This is a genomic window from Streptomonospora nanhaiensis (genome assembly GCF_026642255.1).
GTDB lineage: Bacteria > Actinomycetota > Actinomycetes > Streptosporangiales > Streptosporangiaceae > Nocardiopsis > Nocardiopsis tropica.
Window position 1 is genome coordinate 465,812 of the sequence record NZ_CP113264.1, and the last position, 20,780, is coordinate 486,591.

Annotated in this window: 15 protein-coding genes and 1 pseudogene; 8 read left to right on the forward strand and 8 right to left on the reverse strand. The window is 74.6% G+C overall.

Annotated elements, in window-relative coordinates:
• Positions 1-167: 167 nt before the first annotated feature.
• Entirely contained in the window at positions 168-2,159 is a 1,992-nt protein-coding gene (locus OUQ99_RS02125; RefSeq protein WP_267950221.1) for a beta-galactosidase, read from the reverse strand.
• A 374-nt stretch (positions 2,160-2,533) separates the two neighbouring features.
• Here OUQ99_RS02125 and OUQ99_RS02130 point away from each other — a divergent pair, with 374 nt between their 5' ends.
• The 4 genes and pseudogenes from OUQ99_RS02130 to OUQ99_RS02145 all read left to right on the forward strand — a co-directional run bounded on the left by OUQ99_RS02130 (position 2,534) and on the right by OUQ99_RS02145 (position 8,416).
• Complete coding sequence (locus OUQ99_RS02130) at positions 2,534-5,140, forward strand: glycosyl hydrolase family 95 catalytic domain-containing protein (RefSeq protein ID WP_267947725.1); 2,607 nt, start codon at positions 2,534-2,536, stop codon at positions 5,138-5,140.
• A 256-nt stretch (positions 5,141-5,396) separates the two neighbouring features.
• Positions 5,397-7,742, forward strand: a pseudogene (locus OUQ99_RS02135) (WD40/YVTN/BNR-like repeat-containing protein); the annotation flags it as partial.
• Between the two features lie 96 nt (positions 7,743-7,838).
• On the forward strand, positions 7,839-8,120 hold the full coding sequence (locus OUQ99_RS02140) for a type II toxin-antitoxin system Phd/YefM family antitoxin (protein WP_267947726.1): 282 nt from the start codon (positions 7,839-7,841) through the stop codon (positions 8,118-8,120).
• Positions 8,117-8,416, forward strand: coding sequence for a type II toxin-antitoxin system RelE family toxin (locus OUQ99_RS02145; RefSeq protein WP_267947727.1), 300 nt, complete (start codon positions 8,117-8,119; stop codon positions 8,414-8,416). The genes OUQ99_RS02140 and OUQ99_RS02145 overlap by 4 nt, the downstream gene beginning before the upstream one ends.
• 72 nt (positions 8,417-8,488) lie before the next feature.
• Here OUQ99_RS02145 and OUQ99_RS02150 read toward each other — a convergent pair whose 3' ends face one another.
• From OUQ99_RS02150 to OUQ99_RS02160, 3 genes are read right to left on the reverse strand one after another with little or no spacing between them, the layout of a single operon-like run.
• Positions 8,489-9,400 (reverse strand): carbohydrate ABC transporter permease, encoded by a 912-nt coding sequence (locus OUQ99_RS02150; RefSeq protein ID WP_267947728.1) that lies wholly within the window; start codon positions 9,398-9,400, stop codon positions 8,489-8,491.
• Positions 9,397-10,449, reverse strand: a complete 1,053-nt coding sequence (locus OUQ99_RS02155) for an ABC transporter permease (protein WP_431061515.1) — start codon at positions 10,447-10,449, stop codon at positions 9,397-9,399. Before OUQ99_RS02155 ends, OUQ99_RS02150 begins: the two co-directional genes overlap by 4 nt.
• Positions 10,450-10,465: 16 nt before the next feature.
• Complete coding sequence (locus OUQ99_RS02160; RefSeq protein ID WP_267947730.1) at positions 10,466-12,127, reverse strand: extracellular solute-binding protein; 1,662 nt, start codon at positions 12,125-12,127, stop codon at positions 10,466-10,468.
• Between the two features lie 197 nt (positions 12,128-12,324).
• On the opposite strand from OUQ99_RS02160, the gene OUQ99_RS02165 reads away from it, so the two are divergent.
• Positions 12,325-15,210, forward strand: a complete 2,886-nt coding sequence (locus tag OUQ99_RS02165) for a glycoside hydrolase family 3 protein (RefSeq protein ID WP_267947731.1) — start codon at positions 12,325-12,327, stop codon at positions 15,208-15,210.
• A gap of 125 nt (positions 15,211-15,335) precedes the next feature.
• On the opposite strand, the gene OUQ99_RS02170 is transcribed toward OUQ99_RS02165, so the two are convergent.
• Positions 15,336-16,610 (reverse strand): ROK family transcriptional regulator, encoded by a 1,275-nt coding sequence (locus OUQ99_RS02170; protein WP_267947732.1) that lies wholly within the window; start codon positions 16,608-16,610, stop codon positions 15,336-15,338.
• Between the two features lie 114 nt (positions 16,611-16,724).
• Between OUQ99_RS02170 and OUQ99_RS02175 the strand changes: the two genes are divergently transcribed.
• The 3 genes from OUQ99_RS02175 (at position 16,725) to OUQ99_RS02185 (ending at position 18,263) form a co-directional block, all read left to right on the forward strand.
• The gene (locus OUQ99_RS02175) at positions 16,725-17,309 is read left to right on the forward strand and encodes a GNAT family N-acetyltransferase (protein ID WP_267947733.1); all 585 of its coding nucleotides are present in this window, start codon (positions 16,725-16,727) and stop codon (positions 17,307-17,309) included.
• A 52-nt stretch (positions 17,310-17,361) separates the two neighbouring features.
• A complete protein-coding gene (locus OUQ99_RS02180) occupies positions 17,362-17,832 on the forward strand; it encodes an NUDIX hydrolase (protein ID WP_267947734.1) in 471 nt (156 codons plus the stop codon).
• Between the two features lie 170 nt (positions 17,833-18,002).
• On the forward strand, positions 18,003-18,263 hold the full coding sequence (locus OUQ99_RS02185) for a DUF6504 family protein (RefSeq protein WP_267947735.1): 261 nt from the start codon (positions 18,003-18,005) through the stop codon (positions 18,261-18,263).
• A gap of 207 nt (positions 18,264-18,470) precedes the next feature.
• Here OUQ99_RS02185 and OUQ99_RS02190 read toward each other — a convergent pair whose 3' ends face one another.
• The 3 genes from OUQ99_RS02190 to OUQ99_RS02200 form a co-directional block, all read right to left on the reverse strand.
• Positions 18,471-19,400, reverse strand: coding sequence for a M48 family metallopeptidase (locus OUQ99_RS02190; RefSeq protein WP_267947736.1), 930 nt, complete (start codon positions 19,398-19,400; stop codon positions 18,471-18,473).
• A 343-nt stretch (positions 19,401-19,743) separates the two neighbouring features.
• Positions 19,744-20,448 (reverse strand): DivIVA domain-containing protein, encoded by a 705-nt coding sequence (locus OUQ99_RS02195; RefSeq protein WP_267947737.1) that lies wholly within the window; start codon positions 20,446-20,448, stop codon positions 19,744-19,746.
• A gap of 28 nt (positions 20,449-20,476) precedes the next feature.
• On the reverse strand, positions 20,477-20,773 hold the full coding sequence (locus OUQ99_RS02200) for a hypothetical protein (protein WP_267947738.1): 297 nt from the start codon (positions 20,771-20,773) through the stop codon (positions 20,477-20,479).
• Between the last annotated feature and the right edge of the window lie 7 nt (positions 20,774-20,780).

Below are 20,780 nucleotides of genomic sequence, written 5' to 3' on the forward strand. Positions count from 1 at the left end.
TGTCTAGACAGACAACTAAATGTCAACGGTGCGGCGGTCCGGTGTCGGGGGCCCTGTGCGGTCCGGTGGCGGGGACCCGCCCCGCCCGGCCGGGTTCCGGACCCGTTCCCGCCGTGGGCCGGTGCGGGGCGGGGGCGGCGCCGGGGCGCGGTCCCGCCCCGCACCGGTCAGCCGGTGACCGGATGCCCGCGCAGGACGGCGACCCCGCCCCCCGGCAGGTTCAACCCCTTCGCCGACGCACCCGACAGCAGGTCCACGGCGTCCGGCCCCAACCCCAGCCGGGCCGGGTCGATGCGCCGGGGCCGGTCGTCGTGGTTGGTCACGAACACCCACGCCCCGTCCGGGCCGACCCGGCGCACCACGTCCAACCCGTCCTCGGGGAACGGGCCCGTGCCCGCCGCCTCGGAGACCACCCGGCCCAACCCGCGGTCCGAGAGCCGGGCCGACACGTACCAGGCCTCACCGGCCCCGTAGCGCCGCCGCGTCACGGCCGGGAACCCGTCCAGGGGCCCGCCCGCGTACCTGGCCACGGCCTCCGCCCCGGCCAGGTGGACGTGCTCGCTCCACGTCGTCACCTCCTCGCGGACCATCCCCAGGTCCATGCCGACCGTCTCCCCGGCGAACATCGGGTACATCTCCTCCACCCGCACCCCCAGCAGGTCCCGCAGCGCCCCCGGGTACCCGCCGGTCCGCACCGTCCCGGAGGGGTCGGCGAGCCCGCTCAGGTAGGTCACCACGAGGGTCCCGCCACCCTCGGTGTAGCGCGCCAACCGCTCCGCGGCCGCGTCCGACAGCAGGTACAGGGCGGGGACCACCAGCAGCGGGACCCGGGGCAGCTCCCGGTCGGGGCGCACGAAGTCCACCGTGCGGCCCGACCGCCACAGCACCCGGTGCACCTGGCGCACCGACTCCAGGTAGTCCACGCTCCGGGAGGGCAGCGACGGGCTTCCCAGCGCCCACCAGGACTCCGGGTCCCAGGTGACGGCGGCGTCCGCGACCACCTCCGCCTCGCTCGCCTCAGCCACACGGGGCAACAGGCTTCCCAGCTCGCACACCTCGCGGAAGATCCGCGAGTCCGGGCCGGCGTGCGGCACCATCCCCGAGTGCCACTGCTCCGCGCCGCCCCGGGAGGCCCGCCACTGGAAGAACATCGCCCCCCGCGACCCCCGCGCCACGTGCGCCAGGCTGTGCCGCACCGTCTCGCCGGGGCTCTTCGGGCGGGTCAGCTCGCCCGTGTAGGTCACACCCGCCGCCTGCTCCATCAGCAGCCACGGCCTGCCCCCTCCCGGGACCCGGGCCGCCCACGAGCGCGCCAGGTCGGCCGCGAACGCGGTCTGCTCCGCGCCGCCCTGCCCCGTCAGGCTGGGGTAGTCGTCCACCGCCACCAGGTCCAGGTGCTCCGCCCAGCGCCACGGGTCCACCGGCACCCAGTCCCCGAACGCCAGGTTCGTGGTCACCGGCACGTCCGGGCGCACCTCGCGCAGCACGTCGCGCTGGTCGAGGAAGTGGTCGAGCATCTCGTCGGACAGGAACCGCCGGAAGTCCAGCACGTGCGCCGGGTTCGGCAGGTACTGCGTGGCGCGCGGCGGCAGGATCTGCTCCCACTCCGAGTAGTGCTGGCTCCAGAACGCCGTCGTCCACGCCTCGTTGAGCCTTCCCAGGTCGTGGTGGTGCCTGCGCAGCCAGTCGCGGAACGCCCGCGCGGTGTGGTCCGAGTGCGACCACGACCCGTACTCGTTGTGGACGTGCCACATCCGCAGCGCAGGATGGCCCGCGTACCTCTCCGCCAGGGCGCGCGCGATCCGTGCCGAAGCCTCCCTGTAGGCCGGGGCGCACACGTCGTAGGTGTCGCGGCTGCCGTGCGTGAGCCGGGTGCCGTCGGCGGTCACCGGCATCGCGTCGGGGTACGCGAGGGTGAACCACGGCGGGGGGGACGCGGTCGGCGTGGCCAGCGCGACGCCGATCCCGGCCTCGCCGAGCCTGTCCATGGTCCGGTCCAGCCACTCGAACCGGTACTCGCCCTCGCGGGGTTCGAGGAGGCCCCAGGAGAAGACGCCCACCGTCACCAGGTTGACCCCGGCGCGGAGCATCAGGTCGACGTCCTCCTCCCGGACCTTCTCGGGCCACTGCTCCGGGTTGTAGTCGCCGCCGAACCACAGCGGGGACGACGGGGCGGCACGGAAGACCGGGGCGGAGGGCGCGCCGGGAGAGGCCGCGGGCCGGGCCGGGGGCGCCACGGGGGGTGTGACGGGCGGGGTCGTGGGCGGCGCGGCCGCGGGCCGGGAGGAGGGAGGGACCGCGGCCGCCGGGGCGGGGGGCTGCGCGGCGGGAGGCGTTGCGGGCGGGGTGGAGGGCGGTGCCGGCGGCGGGGCCCCGTGCGGGCTTCCCGCCGGGTCGGGGCGGTCCGGGGGAGGCGACGGCGGGGTGGGCATGGGGGCTCCTCCTAGGGTGGGCGCGGGCCGGTTCGGCGCGTGGGCCAACAAAGTATGGCGATACCGCGTCCCCCGGCGACACCCCCACGCGAGGAGCCCGCATGTTCGCGACACGTCAGGTCCGCACCCGCCACCCGGTCGCGGACTGGGAGGACGCGCTGGTCACCGGCAGCGGGCGCCTGGGCGCGCTCGTGCACTCCACGGCCGGCCGCACCCGCGTCACCCTCAGCCACGAACGGCTGTTCCTGCCCGTCACGGAGTCCCTGCCCGCCCCGCGGACCTCCCGGGTCCTGCCCGAGGTCCGGCGGCTCCTGCTCCGCGGGCGCTCACGGGAGGCCGCCGCGCTCATCGTCCGGACGGCGGCCGAGGAGGACCCCGGGTACGCGCAGACCCGGTGGATCGACCCGCTGGTGGGGGCGGCCGTGCTGTCGTTCGTCCCGCTCAGGCCGCGGTCGGGCCCGGTGGAGCGCCGGTGCGACCTGGACACGGGCCTGGTCACCGAGGACCTGCCGGGCGGTGTCGTGCACCGGGTCCTCGCCTCCCGCCCCGACCACGCGGTGGCCGTGGAGATCACCTCCGCCGGGGCGCTCACGGGCGCGGGACCCGGTGACGGCCCGGGGGCGGGCGACCGCGCCGGGGGCGGTGCGGCGGACCCCGGGTACGTGCCCGCCGCGGCCGTTTCCGAGGGCGGGACCGGCGGGGGCGGACTGGACGGGCTGTTGCGTCTCACCCTCCTGGAGGAGAGCCCGCCGGTCCGTCTGGCGGTGGAGTCCGAGACGGCCCCCGGGCTGATGGCGCTGCGCGTCGGCTTCCCCGAACGCCCGCCCGGAACCCTGCCGGGGTACACGGTGACCTGCGACGTCGTCGCCGAGGGCGGGAGCGTCCGCGTCGTGGAGGACGGCCTGGAACTCCGGGGCGCCACCCGCGTCAGGCTGCTCGCCCGCGTGCACGTGCCCGCCCCCGGGCCGCCACCGGCACCGGGGCCCCCGTCCCGCCCGGGGCCCCCGTCCGACCACGGGGCCGTCGGCGTCCCGCCCGTGCCGGCCGTCCCGGGGACCGCCGGGCCCGGCGTCCCCCGCGGCACTCCGGCCTCCGGTGCTCCCGGCGCTCCCCCCGCCGTGGACTTCGAGGGGATCCTCGCCCGCAACCGGGACGTGCACGGTGAGCTGATGGACCGGTTCCGGCTCCGCCTCGGCGGCTCCGGAGGACGCCCCGCCCCCGGGCGCGCCGGGAACCGCGACGGCGCCGCCGTCGGCGGGGCCGGCGGAGCGCCCCTCGGCGAGGACCTCCTGGAGGCGGGCCCCACCCCCGACCTGATCGCCCGCCTGGTCGACGCCGGACGGTACGCCGTCATCTCCAGCTGCGGCGACCTCCCGCCCACCCTCCAGGGGGTGTGGAGCGGCACCTACGACCCGCCGTGGCGTTCGGGGTACACCTTCGACGGCAACCTCCCCTCCGCCGTCGCCGCCCTCCACGCCACCGGCACGCCCGAGCTGATGACCGGCGTGTTCGACCTCCTCGACGGCATGGCCGACGACCTCGCCGAGAACGCCCGCCGCCTCCACGGCTGCCGGGGGGCGGTGCTCCCCGCGCACGCCTCCACCTCCGGGCGGCACAACCACTTCGGCCCCGAGTGGTGCCTCACCTGCTGGACGGCGGGAGCCGCGTGGATGTCCCGCCTCTACTGGGACCACTACTCCCACACCCGCGACCGCGCCTTCCTGCGGGACCGGGCCCTGCCCTTCCTCACCGCGGCCGGGGAGTTCTACGAGGACTTCGTCACCGCCGACGGCCTCGTCCCCTCCTACTCCCCGGAGAACACCCCCGGCGACGGTGACGGCCAGGCCGCCGTCAACGCCACCATGGACGTCGCCGCCGCCCGCGACCTGGTCCGCAACCTCGTACGCGCCCACCGCGTCCTCGACGGGTCCGCGCCCGGAGGCCGCAGGAACCGCGGCGCCCGCCGCTGGCTGGAGCTCGGGGCCCGCCTGCCCGGCTACCGGGTCGCCCGCGGCGGTGAACTCGCCGAGTGGGCCGGACCCGCGGTCCCCGGGGCGGTCGAGCAGACCGAGAACCACGCCCACCGCCACGCCTCCCACCTCTATCCGCTCTGGTACGAGACCGACCCGGCTCTCGCCTCGCCCCGCCTGCGGGCGGCGGCGGTCCGCGCGGTCCGCGCCCGCCTCGGATGGTGGCGCGGCCAGGAGGCCGACGAGATGGCGTTCGGCCTCGTCCAGCTGGGGCTGGCGGCGGCCAACCTGGGGCTGGCCGGGGAGGCGCACGAAACCCTCGGCCTGCTCGCCACCCGCTACTGGCGGCCCACCCTGGTCCCCACCCACAACAGGGGAGCGCTGTTCAACGTGGACATCGGCGGCGGGTTCCCGGCGGTCGTCGCCGCGATGCTCGTCCGCTCCTGCGAGGGCCGCCTGGACCTCCTTCCCGCACTGGCCCCGGACTGGCCGGGCGGACGGGTCGAGGGCCTGCGGGCGCGCGGCGGGATCATCGTCGACAGCCTCGACTGGGAGGGCGGCGCGGCCCGCGCCGAGCTGCGCTCGGTGGAGCCGCGCACCGTCGTGGTCGGCCTCCCCGACGGGACCCGGCGCACGGTCCGGGTCGGACCGGAACGGGCCGTCGGGGTCGTCTTCCGGACGGGGGTCGGCCACGGCCCCGCGGGCGCCTCCCCGGGCCGCTCCGGGCCGCGCCCCTGAGGGGGAGGGGCCGGCGCCGGAGGCGCCCGCCGTCCCGGCGCGGGGCCCGCGGGCACTCCGTCCACGTGTCCCCAGGACCGGCGGGGCCGGGCGCGGGGAGGCGGTTCCGCGCCGTAGTCGAAGCGCTTCGAAATTAATGCCACAACACCCCTTGCCGCTACTTGGTCGCCTCATCAGACTCATGGTGAATTCGCGCCTGCCCCCGGGCCCCGGATTTCCCGGCGGCGGACGTTTCCCCCCACCGAGGAGCCCGCACATGCCTCCGCACCCGTCCGGACCCCCCGAACCGTCCGAACCCCCCGAACTCTCCACCCGCTCGCGGCGGTTCCTGGCCGCCGCCGCCGCGACGGTGTTCGCCGCGACGGCCGCCGCGGCCGCCGTGACCACCGCCGACGCCGCCCCCTCCGGGCCGTCCCCCGCACAGGACGCGTACACGTGGGACAACGCGCAGATCGCCGGCGGGGGGTTCGTCCCCGGCATCGTCTTCAGCGAGACCGAACCCGGCCTGGCCTACGCCCGCACCGACATCGGCGGCGCCTACCGCTGGGACACCGCCACCGAGCGCTGGGACCCCCTGCTCGACTGGGTGGGCTGGGACGACTGGGGCTGGACGGGCGTGGTGAGCATCGCCACCGACCCCGTCGACCCCGACCGCGTCTACGCGGCCGCGGGCACCTACACCAACGACTGGGACCCGAACAACGGGGCCATCCTGCGCTCCGACGACCGGGGCGAGACCTGGGAGGCCACCGAGCTGCCGTTCAAGCTCGGCGGCAACATGCCCGGTCGCGGCCTGGGCGAACGCCTCGCCGTGGACCCCAACGACAACAGCATCGTGTACTTCGGGGCCCGGGGCGGCCACGGGCTGTGGCGCAGCACCGACTTCGGTGTGACCTGGGCCGAGGTGGAGGAGTTCCCCAACCCCGGCGACTACGTTCAGGACCCCTCCGACGGCACCGGGATGGCGAGCGACGTCACCGGGGTCACCTGGGTCGTCTTCGACCCGTCCAGCGGCACGCCCGGCGAGCCCACCCAGGACGTCTACGCGGGCGTCGGGGACCTCGACGACCCCCTCTACCGGAGCCGGGACGGCGGACAGAGCTGGGAACCCGTCCCCGGGGCGCCCACCGGGTTCCTGCCCGCGCACGCGGTCGTGGACCACGAGGGCGGGCAGCTCTACCTCGCCACCACCAGCACGCCCGGCCCCTACGACGGCGACTCCGGCGACGTGTGGCGGTTCGACACCGCCGGCGGCGGGTGGACGCGCATCAGCCCCGTGCCCTCCGACTCCGCGGACAACTACTTCGGCTACGGCGGACTCACCGTCGACCGGCAGGACCCGGACACGCTGATGGTCGCCACCCAGATCTCCTGGTGGCCGGACATCCAGATCTACCGCAGCACCGACCGGGGCCAGACCTGGACCCAGGCATGGGAGTACAGCTCCTACCCCGAGCGCGAGACCCGCTACGACATGGACATCTCCACCGCGCCCTGGCTCGACTGGGGAGGCGCCGGGACGCCCCCGGAGACCCAGCCCAAGCTCGGCTGGATGACCCAGGCCATGGCCATCGACCCGTTCGACTCCGACCGGTTCATGTACGGCACCGGCGCCACCGTCTACGGCAGCGACAACCTCACCAACTGGGACGACGACACCGTCTTCGACATCGAGGTGAAGGCCCACGGCATCGAGGAGACCGCCGTCAACGACCTGATCAGCCCGCCCGAGGGGGCGCCCCTCCACTCGGCGATGCTCGATCTCGGCGGCTTCACCCACGAGGACCTGGACACCGTCCCGGACCGGATGTTCCACGAGCCCCACTGGGGCGCAGGGACCGCTCTCGACTTCGCCGAACTCGCCCCCGCGACCATCGCGAGGGTCGGCGGCGGAGCGGACGACGCCGCCATCGGCCTGTCCACCGACGGCGGCGACAGCTGGTGGGCGGGACAGGAGCCCGCCGGGGTGACCGGCGGCGGCACGGTCGCGGTCGGGGCCGACGGCTCGTCGATCGTCTGGAGCCCGGACGGGACGGGGGTGCACGTGTCCACCACGAGCGGTTCGTCGTGGACGGCCTCCACCGGGGTCCCGGCCGGGGCCCGGGTCGAGGCGGACAGGGTGGACCCGGACGTGTTCTACGCGGTGGCCGGGGGAACCTTCTACACCAGCACGGACGGAGGGGCCGCCTTCACGGCGCGTTTCGACGGCCTGCCCGCCGAGGGCAACATCCGCTTCGGAGCGGTGCCCGGCCACACCGGGGACGTGTGGGTCGCCGGAGGGGCCGGCGACGACTACGGGATGTGGCGCACCACCGACGCGGGCACGTCCTTCGAGCGCGTCGAGGCGGTGGACGAGGGCGACGCGGTCGGCTTCGGCGCCCCCGCGCCGGGGTCCGACTACCCGGCGGTCTACACCAGCTCGCGGATCGACGGCGTGCGGGGGATCTTCCGCTCCGACGACGCGGGCGCGACCTGGGTCCGGATCAACGACGACCGGCACCAGTGGGGCTGGACGGGGGCCGTGGTGACCGGTGACCCGAACGTCTACGGCCGGGTCTACATCGGCACCAACGGCCGGGGCATCGTCTACGGCGACCCGGCCTAGCGCACGGGGCGCGGGGGCCGGGGATCTCTCCCCGGCCCCCGCGCCTCCGCCACACCACGACGGCAACGGATGTACATGCAGTACATTGGTGGCATGAACGAGCCAGTGACAGCCACGATGTCGGAGGTGCGCAGACACCTCGCCGACACCATCGACCGTGCCCGCCACGACCGCACACCGACCTTCATCACCCAGCGGGGCAGGACCACAGCGGTCCTGCTCGACGCCGATGAGTACCGCCGCATGCTCCACATCGTGCGGTCGGCCGAGGACGCGTGGCTCCACCGGCTCGCGGACGAGGCCGAGCTCGAGGGACGGGAGCAGTCCGTCTCCCTGGAGGAGATGGCCGCTCAGCTCGCCCGAGGGGACACGTGATCAGGCACCTCACCCGCTTCACGCCCGCGGCCCGGCGCAGGATGCGCGGGATCCCCCGGGACGAGGCCGTCCGGATCCTGCGCCGACTGTCCGAGCTCCAGCACGCCCTCGACGACGGTGACACCAGTGCTCTGGACATCAGGCCCCTGCCGGGCCACCAGGGCCGGTGGCGACTGTGCGTCGGCGCCTACCGGGCCGTCTGCACCCTGGACAAGGACGACGACGGTCAGCCGATCGTGTGGGTCTGGGTCATCACGGTCGGCGATCGCCGGGACGTCCACCGGCAGGATCTCTGAAGCCGCTCGGGGCTCTCGGACGATCCGCGCCCGGCGCGCCAGTCCGGCCGGGACGGGCGCGCCGGGGCCCCGCTAGCCCTTGACGGCGCCGATGATGACGCCCTTCGTGAAGTGCTTCTGCACCAGGGGGTAGATGAACGTGACCGGCACCAGGGCCACCACCACGATGGCCATCTGGATGGCCAGGTTGGGCGCCGACGCCGTCCCCTGGACCGCGTCGCCGATCACCGAGCTCGAACTGATCTGCTGTCCCTGCTGGACGTACTGCCGCAGCACCAGCTGCAGCGGCCACCTGGCGTTGTCGTTGATGTAGAGGATCGCGTTGAAGAAGGCGTTCCAGTAGCCCACCGCGTAGAACAGCCCGACGACGGCGGTGACCCCCTTGGACATGGGCAGGACCAGGCGGGTCAGGATCGTCCACTCGCCGGCCCCGTCCACCCGGGCGCTGTCGGCGATCTCCCCCGGCAGGTTCATGAAGAACGCGCGCATCACCACCAGGTTGAACGCGTTGACCGCCGTCGGCAGGATCAGCGACCAGTAGCTGTCGATCAGTCCGAGGTCGCCGACCAGCAGGTACAGCGGGATCATGCCGGGTGCGAACAGGAACGTCAGCAGGACCGCGAACAGCAGCGGCCGGTGCCACAGCGAACCCGGCTGGGACAGCCCGTACGCGGCCAGGACCGTGGCGGCCAGGCTGACGGCGGTGCCGACCGCCGTCACCCCCAGGCTCACCAGCACAGCCCGGGACACGACGCCGCCGCCGAACAGGTCGGCGTAGGCCTGGAGGGAGAAGCCCTGGGGCACCATGACGAGCCCGCCCGCGGCGTTCACCGCGGAGGCGGGGGACAGGCTGGTCAGGACCACGACGTAGAGGGGGAAGACGATGACGGCCGCGATCGCCGCCAGCGTGGTGTTCTTCGCTGCGCGGGCGGGGAGGCTCGGGCGTTCCGCCCACACGGGGCGGTCCTTGAACAGTGTGCTCATGCGCGTCGGTAGATTCCGTTTTCGCCCATCTTGTGGGCCAGCTTGTTGGCCAGCAGGATCAGGACCAGGCCGACGACGCCCTTCACGAGGCCCGCGACCGCTCCCGCACTGAAGTTCCCCGTGACCAGTGTCTGGTGGTAGATGAAGGTGTCCAGCACCTCGGAGACCTGCGCGCCGAAGGCGTCCCTCTGCAGGTAGAACTGCTCGAACCCGACGTTGAGGATGTCGCCGATCTTGAGGATCAGCAGCAGGACGATGACGGGCCTCAGGCCCGGCAGGGTGATGTGCCACATGCGCTGCCAGCGGTTGGCGCCGTCCACGGCCGCCGACTCGTAGAGGTTCTGGTTGATGGCGGCCAGCGCGGCGAGGAAGATGATCGTCCCCCACCCCGCGTCCTTCCAGACCATCTGGGAGGTGACCACGAACAGGAACGCGTCGGGGTCGCTCATGATCTCCAGCGGCGCGTACCCGTTCTGCCGCAGGAGCTGGGAGAACAGCCCGGCCCCGCCCAGGATCTGCTGGAACAGGGTGACGACCAGGACCCACGAGAAGAAGTGCGGCATGTAGACGATGCTCTGGAGGAGCAGCCGCAGCCTCGGCGTCATGACGCTGTCCAGCAGGATCGCCAGCGCGATGGGGATCGGGAAGAAGAACACCAGCTGGACCGCGGCGATGACCAGGGTGTTGCCCGCGGCGCTCCAGAAGCGCGGGTCGGTGAACAGCCGCTCGAACTGGGCGAACCCGACCCACGGGCTGCCGAGGAGGCCGTCCCAGGGGTTGTACTCCTGGAACGCGATGACGTTGCCGAGCGTCGGCGCGTAGTGGAAGACGGCGAGCAGCCCGAGCGCCGGGACCGTCATCAGCAGGAGCTGCCAGTCGCGGCGCAGTCGGGCGCGCAGCGGCGCGCGGGTCGGGCGCCTCACGTCGGGGACGGTCCGGGCCCGTGCCCTGCCCCCGCGTTTCCGGGACGCGGGGGCCGCCGTCCGCGGCGTGCGCGGACCCCGGCCGGCCCCGGGGCCGTGCGCGGCGCCGTGCCGGAGGCCGTCCACGGGGGCGCTGGTCCGCTCAGTCACGGCCGTGCTCCTGGAGGACCCCCATGTAGAACTCCCGGCCCTCGTCCCCGCCGTCGCGCCGCCAGTCCGCGACGGCCCGGTCCAGCTGTCCGAGGTCCTCGCGCCCGCGGATGATGTCCTCGACCTTGTCGGTCATGGGGGTCTCCGCGCCGGAGAAGCGCTCGGGGCGCTGGATGCGGATGCCCGCGAACGGGTCCTCCTCGGTGAACTGGGCGGCGTGGTTGTACCAGGTGGTCTTCCACTCGACGAAGTCCGGGTACTGGCTCTCGGTGATCGCCTGGGGGCGCCCGCTCAGGAAGTAGTAGCCGTCGTTGACCTCGCCGTTGCCCAGGTCGGTCAGCTGGGGCGCCCCCCGGTCGGAGCGCTCGTGGTGGACGCCCTCCTCGCCGTACCGGTAGTCCATGTACTCCTGGGTGCCGAACGGCGCCGCGCAGAAGTCGAGGATGCCGAGGACCTCCTCGATCTGCTCCGGCTCCATCCCCCTGCGCACGAACACGGACTGGGCGGAGGGGTCCGCGGTGTGCATGACGGGGTCCCGGCCGGAGTCGCCGAACACCGGCATCAGGTCCAGGCGGAAGCCGGGGTGGTCGCCGAGCATCGCCGCGTACGCCTCGTGCCAGGCGCCGATGCCGTCCTGGTTGAAGACGATCTGACCGGAGTTGAGCAGCTCCTTGGAGTTGTCGGCCTGGGCGACGATGTCGGGGTGGACGAGTCCGGCGTCGAAGATCCTGCGCATGTACTCGACGCTCGCCCGCCACTCGTCCGTCTCGAACATGTGGATGAGCTCGCCGTTCTCGTAGCGCCACTGCTTGGGGGCGCCGAACACCTGGCGGATGCTGAGGTTGAAGTCGCCGAACGCCCACCGGTTGCCGTCGGGGTCGTTGATCTCCTCGCCGATCGCGAACAGGTCGTCCGGGCTGGTGGGCGGCTCCAGGCCGTACTCCTCCAGCAGGTCGCGCCGGTACAGGACCCAGTTGCTGAACGGCTCGGACGGCCAGGGCACGCCCTGGAGCTGCCCGTTGAAGACGTTCCAGCGCCAGGCGTCGCTCTCCAGGTTGGCCAGCAGGGGGTAGGCGGCGGCCGCGTCGCCGGCCAGGTACGGGGTCAGGTCCTCGAAGAGTTCGCCCACGGCCCGGTTGAACTGGGGGATCAGGTTGATGACCCAGTCGGGGAACATCGTGATGTCGGCGACGTCGCGTCCGGCGATCACCGCGTTCATCTTGTCGATGATCGTGTTGCCGTCCTGGAAGTTGAACCTGACCGTCGAGCCGAGCCGGCCGTTGACGTGGTCGAAGAACGAGTTGTTGCCCAGCCCCGGGGGGATCGGCCCCCACATGGGGGTCATCGCCGTGTACTCGCCGCCGCGTCCCCGCGGCTCGGACACCGCCCGGAGGAACGTGTCGGGGTAGGCCGTGAACCCGGAGGGCGCGCCGTGCAGCCCCTCGATGTCGGGGGAGACGCCCTCGAAGGGGATGTAGGTGGGGATCAGGTCGTCCAGGGAGGTGGCGGCCGCGGCGGAGCCGCCGCCTCCGCCGCCCGATCCCGACGAGCAACCGGAGAGCACGCCCGCCGAGAGGGCGGCCGCGGTGGAGGCCCCCATGAGGCCGAGGAAGCGCCGGCGGCCGGGCATGGGAAGCAGGGGGGTGGGGGGCATAGCGTCGTTCCTTCGGTCGAGCAGGCCGGAGCCCAGGGGGGTAGGAAACGAAGGGCCATTTTGCTATGAATTAGTTGGCCGTTTAGACAAACAAATTACTGCACTGTGATGTGGCACACAAGATCCCTTCGACGTCGAAGTCGAAGCGGTTCGATTTCGAGGGGCATTGCCTCCGCGCACGAGAGACGGAACCCCCCATGAGCACGCATGCGACCGTCCCGCCCCACCGGGACCCCGGCCTCCCCGACGAACTCCGCTTGGACGACCTGCTCAGCCGCCTCACCACCGACGAGAAGATCGGGCTCCTGCACCAGCACCAGGCCCCCGTCGAGCGCGTCGGCCTCGGCCCCTTCCGCACCGGCACCGAGGCGCTGCACGGCCTGGCCTGGCTCGGCCCGGCCACCGTCTACCCGCAGGCCCTCGGCCTCGCCAGCGCCTGGGACCCCGACCTGCTCCGCCGGGTCGGGGAGGCCACCGCCGACGCGGTGCTCGCAAGCCTGGACCGGGGGGCCGGACGCAACGTGTGGGCGCCCGTGGTCAACCCCCTGCGCGACCCCCGCTGGGGGCGCAACGAGGAGGGGTACTCCGAGGACCCGTGGCTGACCGGCCTCCTGGCGACCGCCCACGCGCGCGGCCTCGCCGGGAACGGCGCCCGGCTCCGCACCGCGCCGACCCTCAAGCACTTCCTCGGCTACAACAACGAGGAGGACCGCTGCGTCACCTCCAGCGACCTGCCGCCCCGGGTCCTGCGCGAGTACGAGCTGCCCGCGTTCCTGCCCGCACTGGAGGACGGGGCGGCCGTCGCCGTCATGCCCTCCTACAACCTGGTCAACGGGCGTCCCGCCCACCTGAGCCCGCTCATCGGCGAGATCCTGCGCCCGGCCGCCCCGGACCACGTCCTGGTGGTCAGCGACGCCTACGCCCCCGCCAACCTGGCCGGGCTCCAGGCCTTCCACCCCGACCCGCCGACCGCCTACGCGCACGCCCTCCGCGCCGGGGTCGACAGCCTCACCCAGGACGACGACCGCCCCGACGGCCCCCTCGGGCACGTCCGGGAGGCGCTGAGGCGGGGACTGCTCACCGAGGCCGACATCGACCGGGCCGCCCGCCGCGTGCTGTCGATCCGGCTCAGGCTCGGCGAGTTCGACCCCGCCCACCCGGCGGGCCCGGACGGCGGGGGCGACCCGGGCGCCGGGGACCGCGCAGAGGGGGGCGGAGGCGCCGCGGAGCGGCCGGGCGGGGCCCCACCCGCCGGCGCGTACACGGACGACACCCCCGCGCACCGGGCGCTCGCCCGCGAGGCCGCCACCCGCTCCCTCGTCCTGCTCCGCAACGACGGGCTGCTGCCGCTGCGCGGCGTGCGCCGTGTCGCCGTCATCGGCCAGCTCGGCGACACTGTGCTGGAGGACTGGTACAGCGGCACCCTGCCCTACGCCGTCACCGCGCGGGCCGGCATCGCCGAACGGGTAGAGACCGTCTTCTGCGAGGGCGCCGACCGGATCACGCTCGACACCGACGGCGGACGGGTGCTCGCCCCGGCCGGCGGCGGGCCCCTGGAGGTGGCCGCCCCCGGACAGGGGGACGGAACCGGCTTCGACCTCCTGGACTGGGGCGGCGGAGCCCGCGCGCTGCGCTCCTCCGGGACCGGCCTGTACGTGGACGAGCAGCCGGACGGCACCCTCGCCTGCACCGCGCCCGGACCCGGGACCTGGGAGGTCCGCCAGACCTTCCGGTTCGAGGAGCGCGCCGACGGCCTGGCCTGCCTCGTCCAGGTCCACAGCGGACGCCGTGTCGCCGTCGGCGCCGAAGGGGTCCTCCGGCTCACCGACGACCCCGCCGGGGCCGCCGGGTTCCGGGTCACGGGGCTGGGCACGGGGGCGGCGGAGGCCGCCCGGGCCGCCGCGTCCGCCGACGCCGCCGTCGTCGTCGCGGGCGACCACCCGATGGTGAACGGGCGCGAGACCGAGGACCGGACCGACCTCGACCTGGCCGCCGCGCAGGAGCGGGTCCTGCGCGCCGTGCACGCCGCCAACCCGGCCACCGTGCTGGTGCTCAGCAGCGGCTGCCCGTTCGGCGTCACCTGGGCCGACGACCACCTCCCCGCGATCCTCTGGTCGGCCCACGGGGGCCAGGAGTACGGGAACGCCCTCGCCGACGTGCTCTTCGGCGACGCCGAGCCCTCCGGCAGGCTCACCCAGACCTGGTACCGGTCCGCCGACGACCTCCCCGGCCCGCTCGACTACGACATCATCGGCGCGCGCGGCACGTACCTGTACTTCGAGGGGGACCCCCTCTACCCGTTCGGTCACGGCCTCGGCTACACACACGTCGAGTACGCGGCCCCCGCCGTCACGGTCGACGGCGGCCGGGTCACCGTCACCGTCATGGTCGTCAACACCGGACCCCGCCCCGCGGACGAGGTCGTGCAGGTGTACACGCGGCAGCTGGCCTCCCGGGTGCGGACCTCGCTGCGCGCGCTGCGCGGCTTCACCCGTGTCCGCGTCGAACCCGGCGGCGGCGCCGTGGCCACGGTGTCGTTCGACGTGGAGGACCTCGCCCTGTGGGACACCACCCGCGACAGGTTCGTCGTCGAGGAGGCGCCGCGCGAGGTGCTCGTCGGGCGCTCCGCCACGGACATCCGGACCACGGCCGCCCTGAACGTCCCGGGGGAGGCCATCCCTCCCCGCGACGCGTACGCACCGTGGTCGGCCACCGGGTACGACGAGGCCCGGGGCACCGCGCTGTGCCCGCTCACCCCCGAACGCGGCGACGCGGTGCGGGCGCGGGCGGACGGCGCCTGGGCGGCGTTCCACGACGTGGACCTCGGCACGGGGGCCGCCGCCTGCCACCTGTCGGTCAACGCCGGACACGCCGCCACCGTGCGCCTGCGCCTGGACGACCCCGGCGACGGGCCGACCCTCGCCGTCGTGGACGTTCCGGCGGACCAGGACCGCTACGGCTTCACGGCCGTCCGCGCGCCCCTGGTCCCCGACGGCGTGCCCGCCCGCGGGATCCGCGACGTCTACCTGGTGTTCGAGCGCTCCGGCACGGCGGTCGCCACCCTGGGGTTCTCGCGGGACTGACACCGGGCGGGACCCGCCGCCCGGCGCCCCGGCCCGGGGACGGACGCGTCCGTCCCCGGGCCCGGCCGGAGGGGGACCGACGCGCCCGCGGAGCCGCCCGCCGGTCCGCGGGACCGCGGGGCCGCCTACGAGCCGCCCGGGACCGCCGCCGCCCGGGCGGCCCCCGGCGCGGGGAGCGGCAGCAGGCCGACGTCGAGCGCGTGGATCATCGAGGCGGCCGCGCCGCGGGCCGCCGCGCTCAGGCCCAGGGCCGACAGTTCGATCCGGCAGCCGCCCGCCCCCGGAGCGAACACGTTCGCCACGACCTCCGCGCGGCAGCCGGGCAGCAGCCACGGTCCCATCGGCACGAAGTACCCGCCCAGCAGCACCACGCTCGGGTTGGTGACGTTGACGAGCGTCGACAGCCCCCGGCCCAGCCACATGCCCGCCCGCTCCAGCGCGCCCACGGCGACGCCGTCACCGCTTCCGGCCCGCTCCACCGCCACCGACACCAGTTCCGCGACGTCGCTCCCCGACAGGGGGCGGTCCGGCACGCGGTCGGGCACGGCCTCGCGCACGATCGCGCCGATGCCCGCCAGCGACTCCAGGCAGCCGCGGCGTCCGCAGGCGCACTCCGGGCCGTCCGGGGCGAGCGCCAGGTGGCCCACCTCGCCCGCGAACCCGCCCGCGCCCCGCAACAGCTCGCCGCCGGCCAGGATGCCCGCGCCGATCCCCACCTCGCCGGTCACGTACGCCAGATCCGGCGTGCCCGCGAAGGACCCCACCCGGTACTCCGCCATCGCCGCCAGGTTCGCGTCGTTGTCCACGTGGACCGGCACCTCACCCGCCCCCGCCGTACGCAGCAGGTCCTCCACCCGGTCCCGCAACCGCACGCCCTGCCAGCCCAGGTTGGGCGCGCGGGTGACGGTCCCCGCGGGCGCGTCGATCAGCCCCGGCACGGCCACACCCGCCGCCACCACGGCGCGCCCGCTGAGCTGCGGGGACTCCATGGTCTCCCGCAGCGTCCGCGCGATGCGCCGCGCGCACGCCTCCGGCCCCGCCGAACGCGCGTCGAAGGGGACGTGGCGGCCCACGAGTTCGTTCCGCAGCAGGTCCACGGCGACCACCGACAGGTAGTCGACGTTGACCTCCAGGCCGACCGCGGCCACCGACGAGTCGTTCAGCGCCAGCAGCACGCCCGGACGGCCCACCCTCTGCCGCGAGGTCTCCCCGGTCTCCAGGACCAGCCCCCGCGCCATCAGGTCGGCGACCAGGCTGGACACGGTGGTCTTGTTCAGGCCCGTCGCGGACGCGACCGCCGAGCGCGAACACGGGGCCAGCTCGCGGACCGTGCGCAGCACGACGCCCAGGTTGGTCTCGCGGACCGTCTGGAAGCTGACCGTTCCCGAACCGACCGTCACCGGGTCCCCCTCGCGTCGCCGGCGCCGCGCGCCGTGCCCGGATCGTACAGGGGCCGCGGAGGGGGCGCGGAAACCCGGTTGCGCCGTTCCCGGCCCTCTGGTGGAATCCCGACCATGGTTCCCCCCGACGTCTTCCGCGACCAGCCCGCGCTCCACGGGACGAAGGTCCGGCTCGTGCCCCTCGACGCCGAGAGCGGCGAGGCCCTGGTCGGTCCGACGGTGGACATGGACCCCGAGGTCCGCAGGTTCACGGGGACCCACCGCCGGTTCACCGAGGACGTGCTGCGGAGGTGGTACGCCGCCCGCCCCGACCACCACGACCGCGCCGACTGGGTGATCGTGTCGCGGGAGGACGGGACGGCCGTGGGCGACTGCGCTCTCCTCGGACTCGACCCGGACAACGCCTGCGCCGGGTACCGGATCGCGCTCAACGACATGGCCTTCACCGGGAGGGGCTACGGGACCGAGGCCACCGGCCTGGTGCTGGAGTACGCGTTCACGGTGGCCGGTCTGCACCGGGTGGGCCTGGAGGTGTTCGCGTTCAACGCCAACGCCCAGAAGTCCTACGCCCGCTCCGGTTTCGTCAGGGAGGGCGTCCGGCGCAAGTGCCTGCGCTGGAACGGGGAGTGGCACGACGCCGTCCTCATGTCGGTCCTCGCCGAGGAGTACGAGGAGCTGCGCGCCTCCCGGGGGCGCTGAGGGGCGCGGGGCGTGCGGCGGCCGTCCCGGCCGGTCTCGTAGGCTCGTGCGCATGCCCGTACCTGACTTCCTCCTCGCGCTGCGCGACCACGTCGGCCACGGTCTCCTCCCGCTCGTGGGGGTCACGGGGGTGGTGATCGGCGAGAACGGCGACATCCTCCTGCACAGGCGCGCCGACGACGGCCGCTGGGCCGCGCCCGGCGGCATCCTCGAACCCGGGGAGCAGCCCGCCCGCGCGGTCGTGCGCGAGGTGTGGGAGGAGACAGGCCTGGAGGTCGAGGTCGAGAGGCTGGCCAGCGTGGTCGGCCAGGAGCCCCACACCTACCCCAACGGGGACCGGGTCCAGTTCCTCGACCTGGCCTTCCGCTGCCGCGTCGTCGGCGGCGCCCCCGACGCCGGTGGGGACGAGACCCTGGAGGTCCGGTGGTTCCCGCCGGACGCGCTGCCGGACATGTCGCAGCGCGTCCTCGACCGCATCGCGAACGCCCGCGCCGACGACCCCGCCCCGTACTTCGTCGTGTAGGGACTCCGGTCCCGGGCCCCCGCGCGCCCGGGCGCCGCGACACGCCGGAGGCGGGTCCACCGCCCCGGGCGGCCCGCGCCCCTAGGGTGTTCCGGGTCCGACACCGCCCGGCTGGGCGACCGTTTCGAGAGGCTTGACTTTCTCGAACAAGAGTTCGATAGGCTGCCCGCGTGAGTCTCCTGAACGAACACATCGACGTACGTTCCACCCGGGGCGGCACCCCCGCCCGGTTCACCTGGCGCGGTCGCACCTTCCGGGTGCGCAGGATCATCGGGGACTGGCCCGCCCGCCCCGAAGTGCCCGGAACACCCGCCACCCAGGTCCACCTGCTCCGCGTCTCGGCCGAGTCCGAGGCGGGGGAGCCCAGCATCATCGACATCACCCGCGACGTAGCGTCCGACCGCTGGACCATGCGCCGCCAGTGGAGCTAGGTGTACTGACCACGGAGGTTGGTAACACCCACCCCGCCTGACACATGACGAGAGGGCCTCCGGTGTCGGTGTGGACCGCGACGTCCGCACCGGCGTACCGGAAGGCCCCCGGTGCCCCACACCGCCTGTGGCGGCGCCCGTCCCACACCCGCCGGACGCCCGGCGTCGGCCCGATGCGCGCTCCTGGGCGGACGGCCGTCCCGACGGTCAGAGGAAGACGCGTCCGCGCCGGGTGCGGTCGCGGAGCGCCGCCATCCGCCGCGTGTTGCTGGGGCGGCGGATCAGCAGGTGGTACAGCAGCAGGGAGCAGCCCCGGTCGGTGCGGGCCCGGTCCGCCATCTCCCCCATGTTCACCCGGGTGTAGAGGCGGGCTCCCCCGGCGAGGAGCCTGACGGCGTGCGCCCCCTCGGGGAAGCGGGAGTAGGCGTGGTCGTCGGCGGTGTACTCCATCGCGCGGGACAGCGCCGAACCGAGCCCCGGGACGAGGTCCCCGCCGATCGTCGCCATCCGCCGCCAGAAACCGGTGTGGCCGGCGGCCACGTGGCCGAGCTGGTGGGCGACCAGGAACGCCAGGGCCTCCGGGTCGCGCAGCCCTCCACCGCCGTCGAACAGTGCGTCCGACAGCACGAGGTAGCGGCGCCGCCCGTGGCCGGAGGCGTCCGTCCCGCAGGGCCCGCCGCCGATCCGGACATACGCCTCGGGGGGTCTCGGCAGACCCATGTCGGCGGCCAGGGACACCACCGTCCGGTACGCCTCGGGGAACTGCGTCGGCGAGATCTTCACCGACTCCGCGCGGCGCCGGGCGTACAGCAGCCCCCGCGCCGCCCAGCACACCACGGGTACCGCCGCCAGTGCGCAGACCACGCACTCCCACGACCCGGTCGCCGCCCACACGGTGCGGGCGAGCACCGCGGCCATCACGAGGGTCACGGCCGCGCACGCCGCCAGCAGCGGTCCCTCCCACGGGTGCGCGGGCGTCGGCACGAGTTCCTCGTCCGCGTCGCACGGGACCAGGTCGGCGGAGCGGCCGGCCACCGGCGGGAGCCGCGCCCCCGCCCCGGAGGGCGCGGTGGGGCCGGGTGCGCCGCGGACCGGCCAGGCGGCGGCGCGGCCCTCCGGGCACGTCGGGTGGAACATCCTGCCTCCCCTCGGGTCACGGTCAGTGAGACAGCAGGGTCGACTACTCGCTGTGTTCAAATATTACTTTCCGCTTCCCCGGGGATGGGGTTCGTGCGCTACGGCGTGTCCGGAAGAGGCGGGTCGGTACTGGTTGCCCGGGCGTCACGTCCGGGCCCCGCCCGGGACGCGCGCCTGCCGCGGGCCCCGTCCCCGCGCGGACCCGCCCGCCGGGCGGGACCGGCCCCCTCCACGGGCCCGCCCCCGTCCGCGCCGCCGGGGACCGGAGGGTACGCGCGGCCGGTCCCGCCGGCCGGGCTCCGCCCCCGCGCCTCGCGTCCGGTGTGCGCCAGGACCGCCCCGACTACTGCTGCTCGTAGCGGCGCAGCTCCTCCGCCAGCGCGTCCAGGAACCGGTCCACCTGAGCCGGGTCGTACCCCGGACGCGCCCGGGTGGTGGCGAACTGGACCCGCTCCACCTCCGCCGCCGTGAGGGTCGCGCGGTCCGGGAGCCCCTGCTGGAGCGCGTCGAGCGTGAACTCGGCGCGGTCCAGGAAGTCGTCGACCTCCTGCTCGTTGTAGCCCGTGGTCAACCGGGTGGTGGCGAACTGCTGCTCACGGATGTCCTCCGGCGTCATCCCGAACCTGTGCGGCGGCCCCGCGGGGCCGGTCCGGCCGGGAGGCGTGTGGCGCCGGCCCTCCGGCGGGTCCTGCCGTTCGGCCGCACCGGCCCGGGAGGCCCCCGGCCGGGGCGGCAGCGGAGGGGTGGTCCGGTCGCCGAACCGGCCGAGGCCGCGTCCGGCGAGGTCGGCGACCACGACGTCGAGGAAGTCGTCGACCTCGTCCTCGCGGTACCCCGGGCTCAGCCTCGTGGTGCGGAACCGTGAGTTGCGCACCTCGTCGGCCGTGATGAGCGGGCCCGTGCGCGGCCCGCCCTCCAGGGCGACGAGAGTCGCCTCGATCCGGTCGAGGAGCGCGTCGACGTCCTCCTCGTTGTAGCCCGGGCGCAGACGCACCGTGTGGAACTTCTTTTCGCGGATGTCCGCCGGTGTCAGAGGCATGGTCCCCATTGTGCAGTTCAGGAGGTTCTCGTGGCGGTCATCCCCGGCCCGCGCGTGATTCCGCGTCCGAGGGCGGATTCGACGAGACTGGCGAGGACCTCCCGTACCCGTCCGCGGCCGTACCCGCACAGGGCCGGGGCCGGTCCTCGGCGCCGATCGGCGCCGGCCGCCGGTCCCCGGGCGGGCCGGGGAAGGGGGCGCCCGCGTGGGGCGCGGCCACCGCGAAGGACGCCCGGCCGAGGACGTCCTCGGCCCGGGCGCGGTGGAAGCCGCGCAGGACCGCGCCGGGGGCCGGGGCCTCCGGCAGGCCCTGCGCGGGGCGGGGGGAGGTCATGCACGCA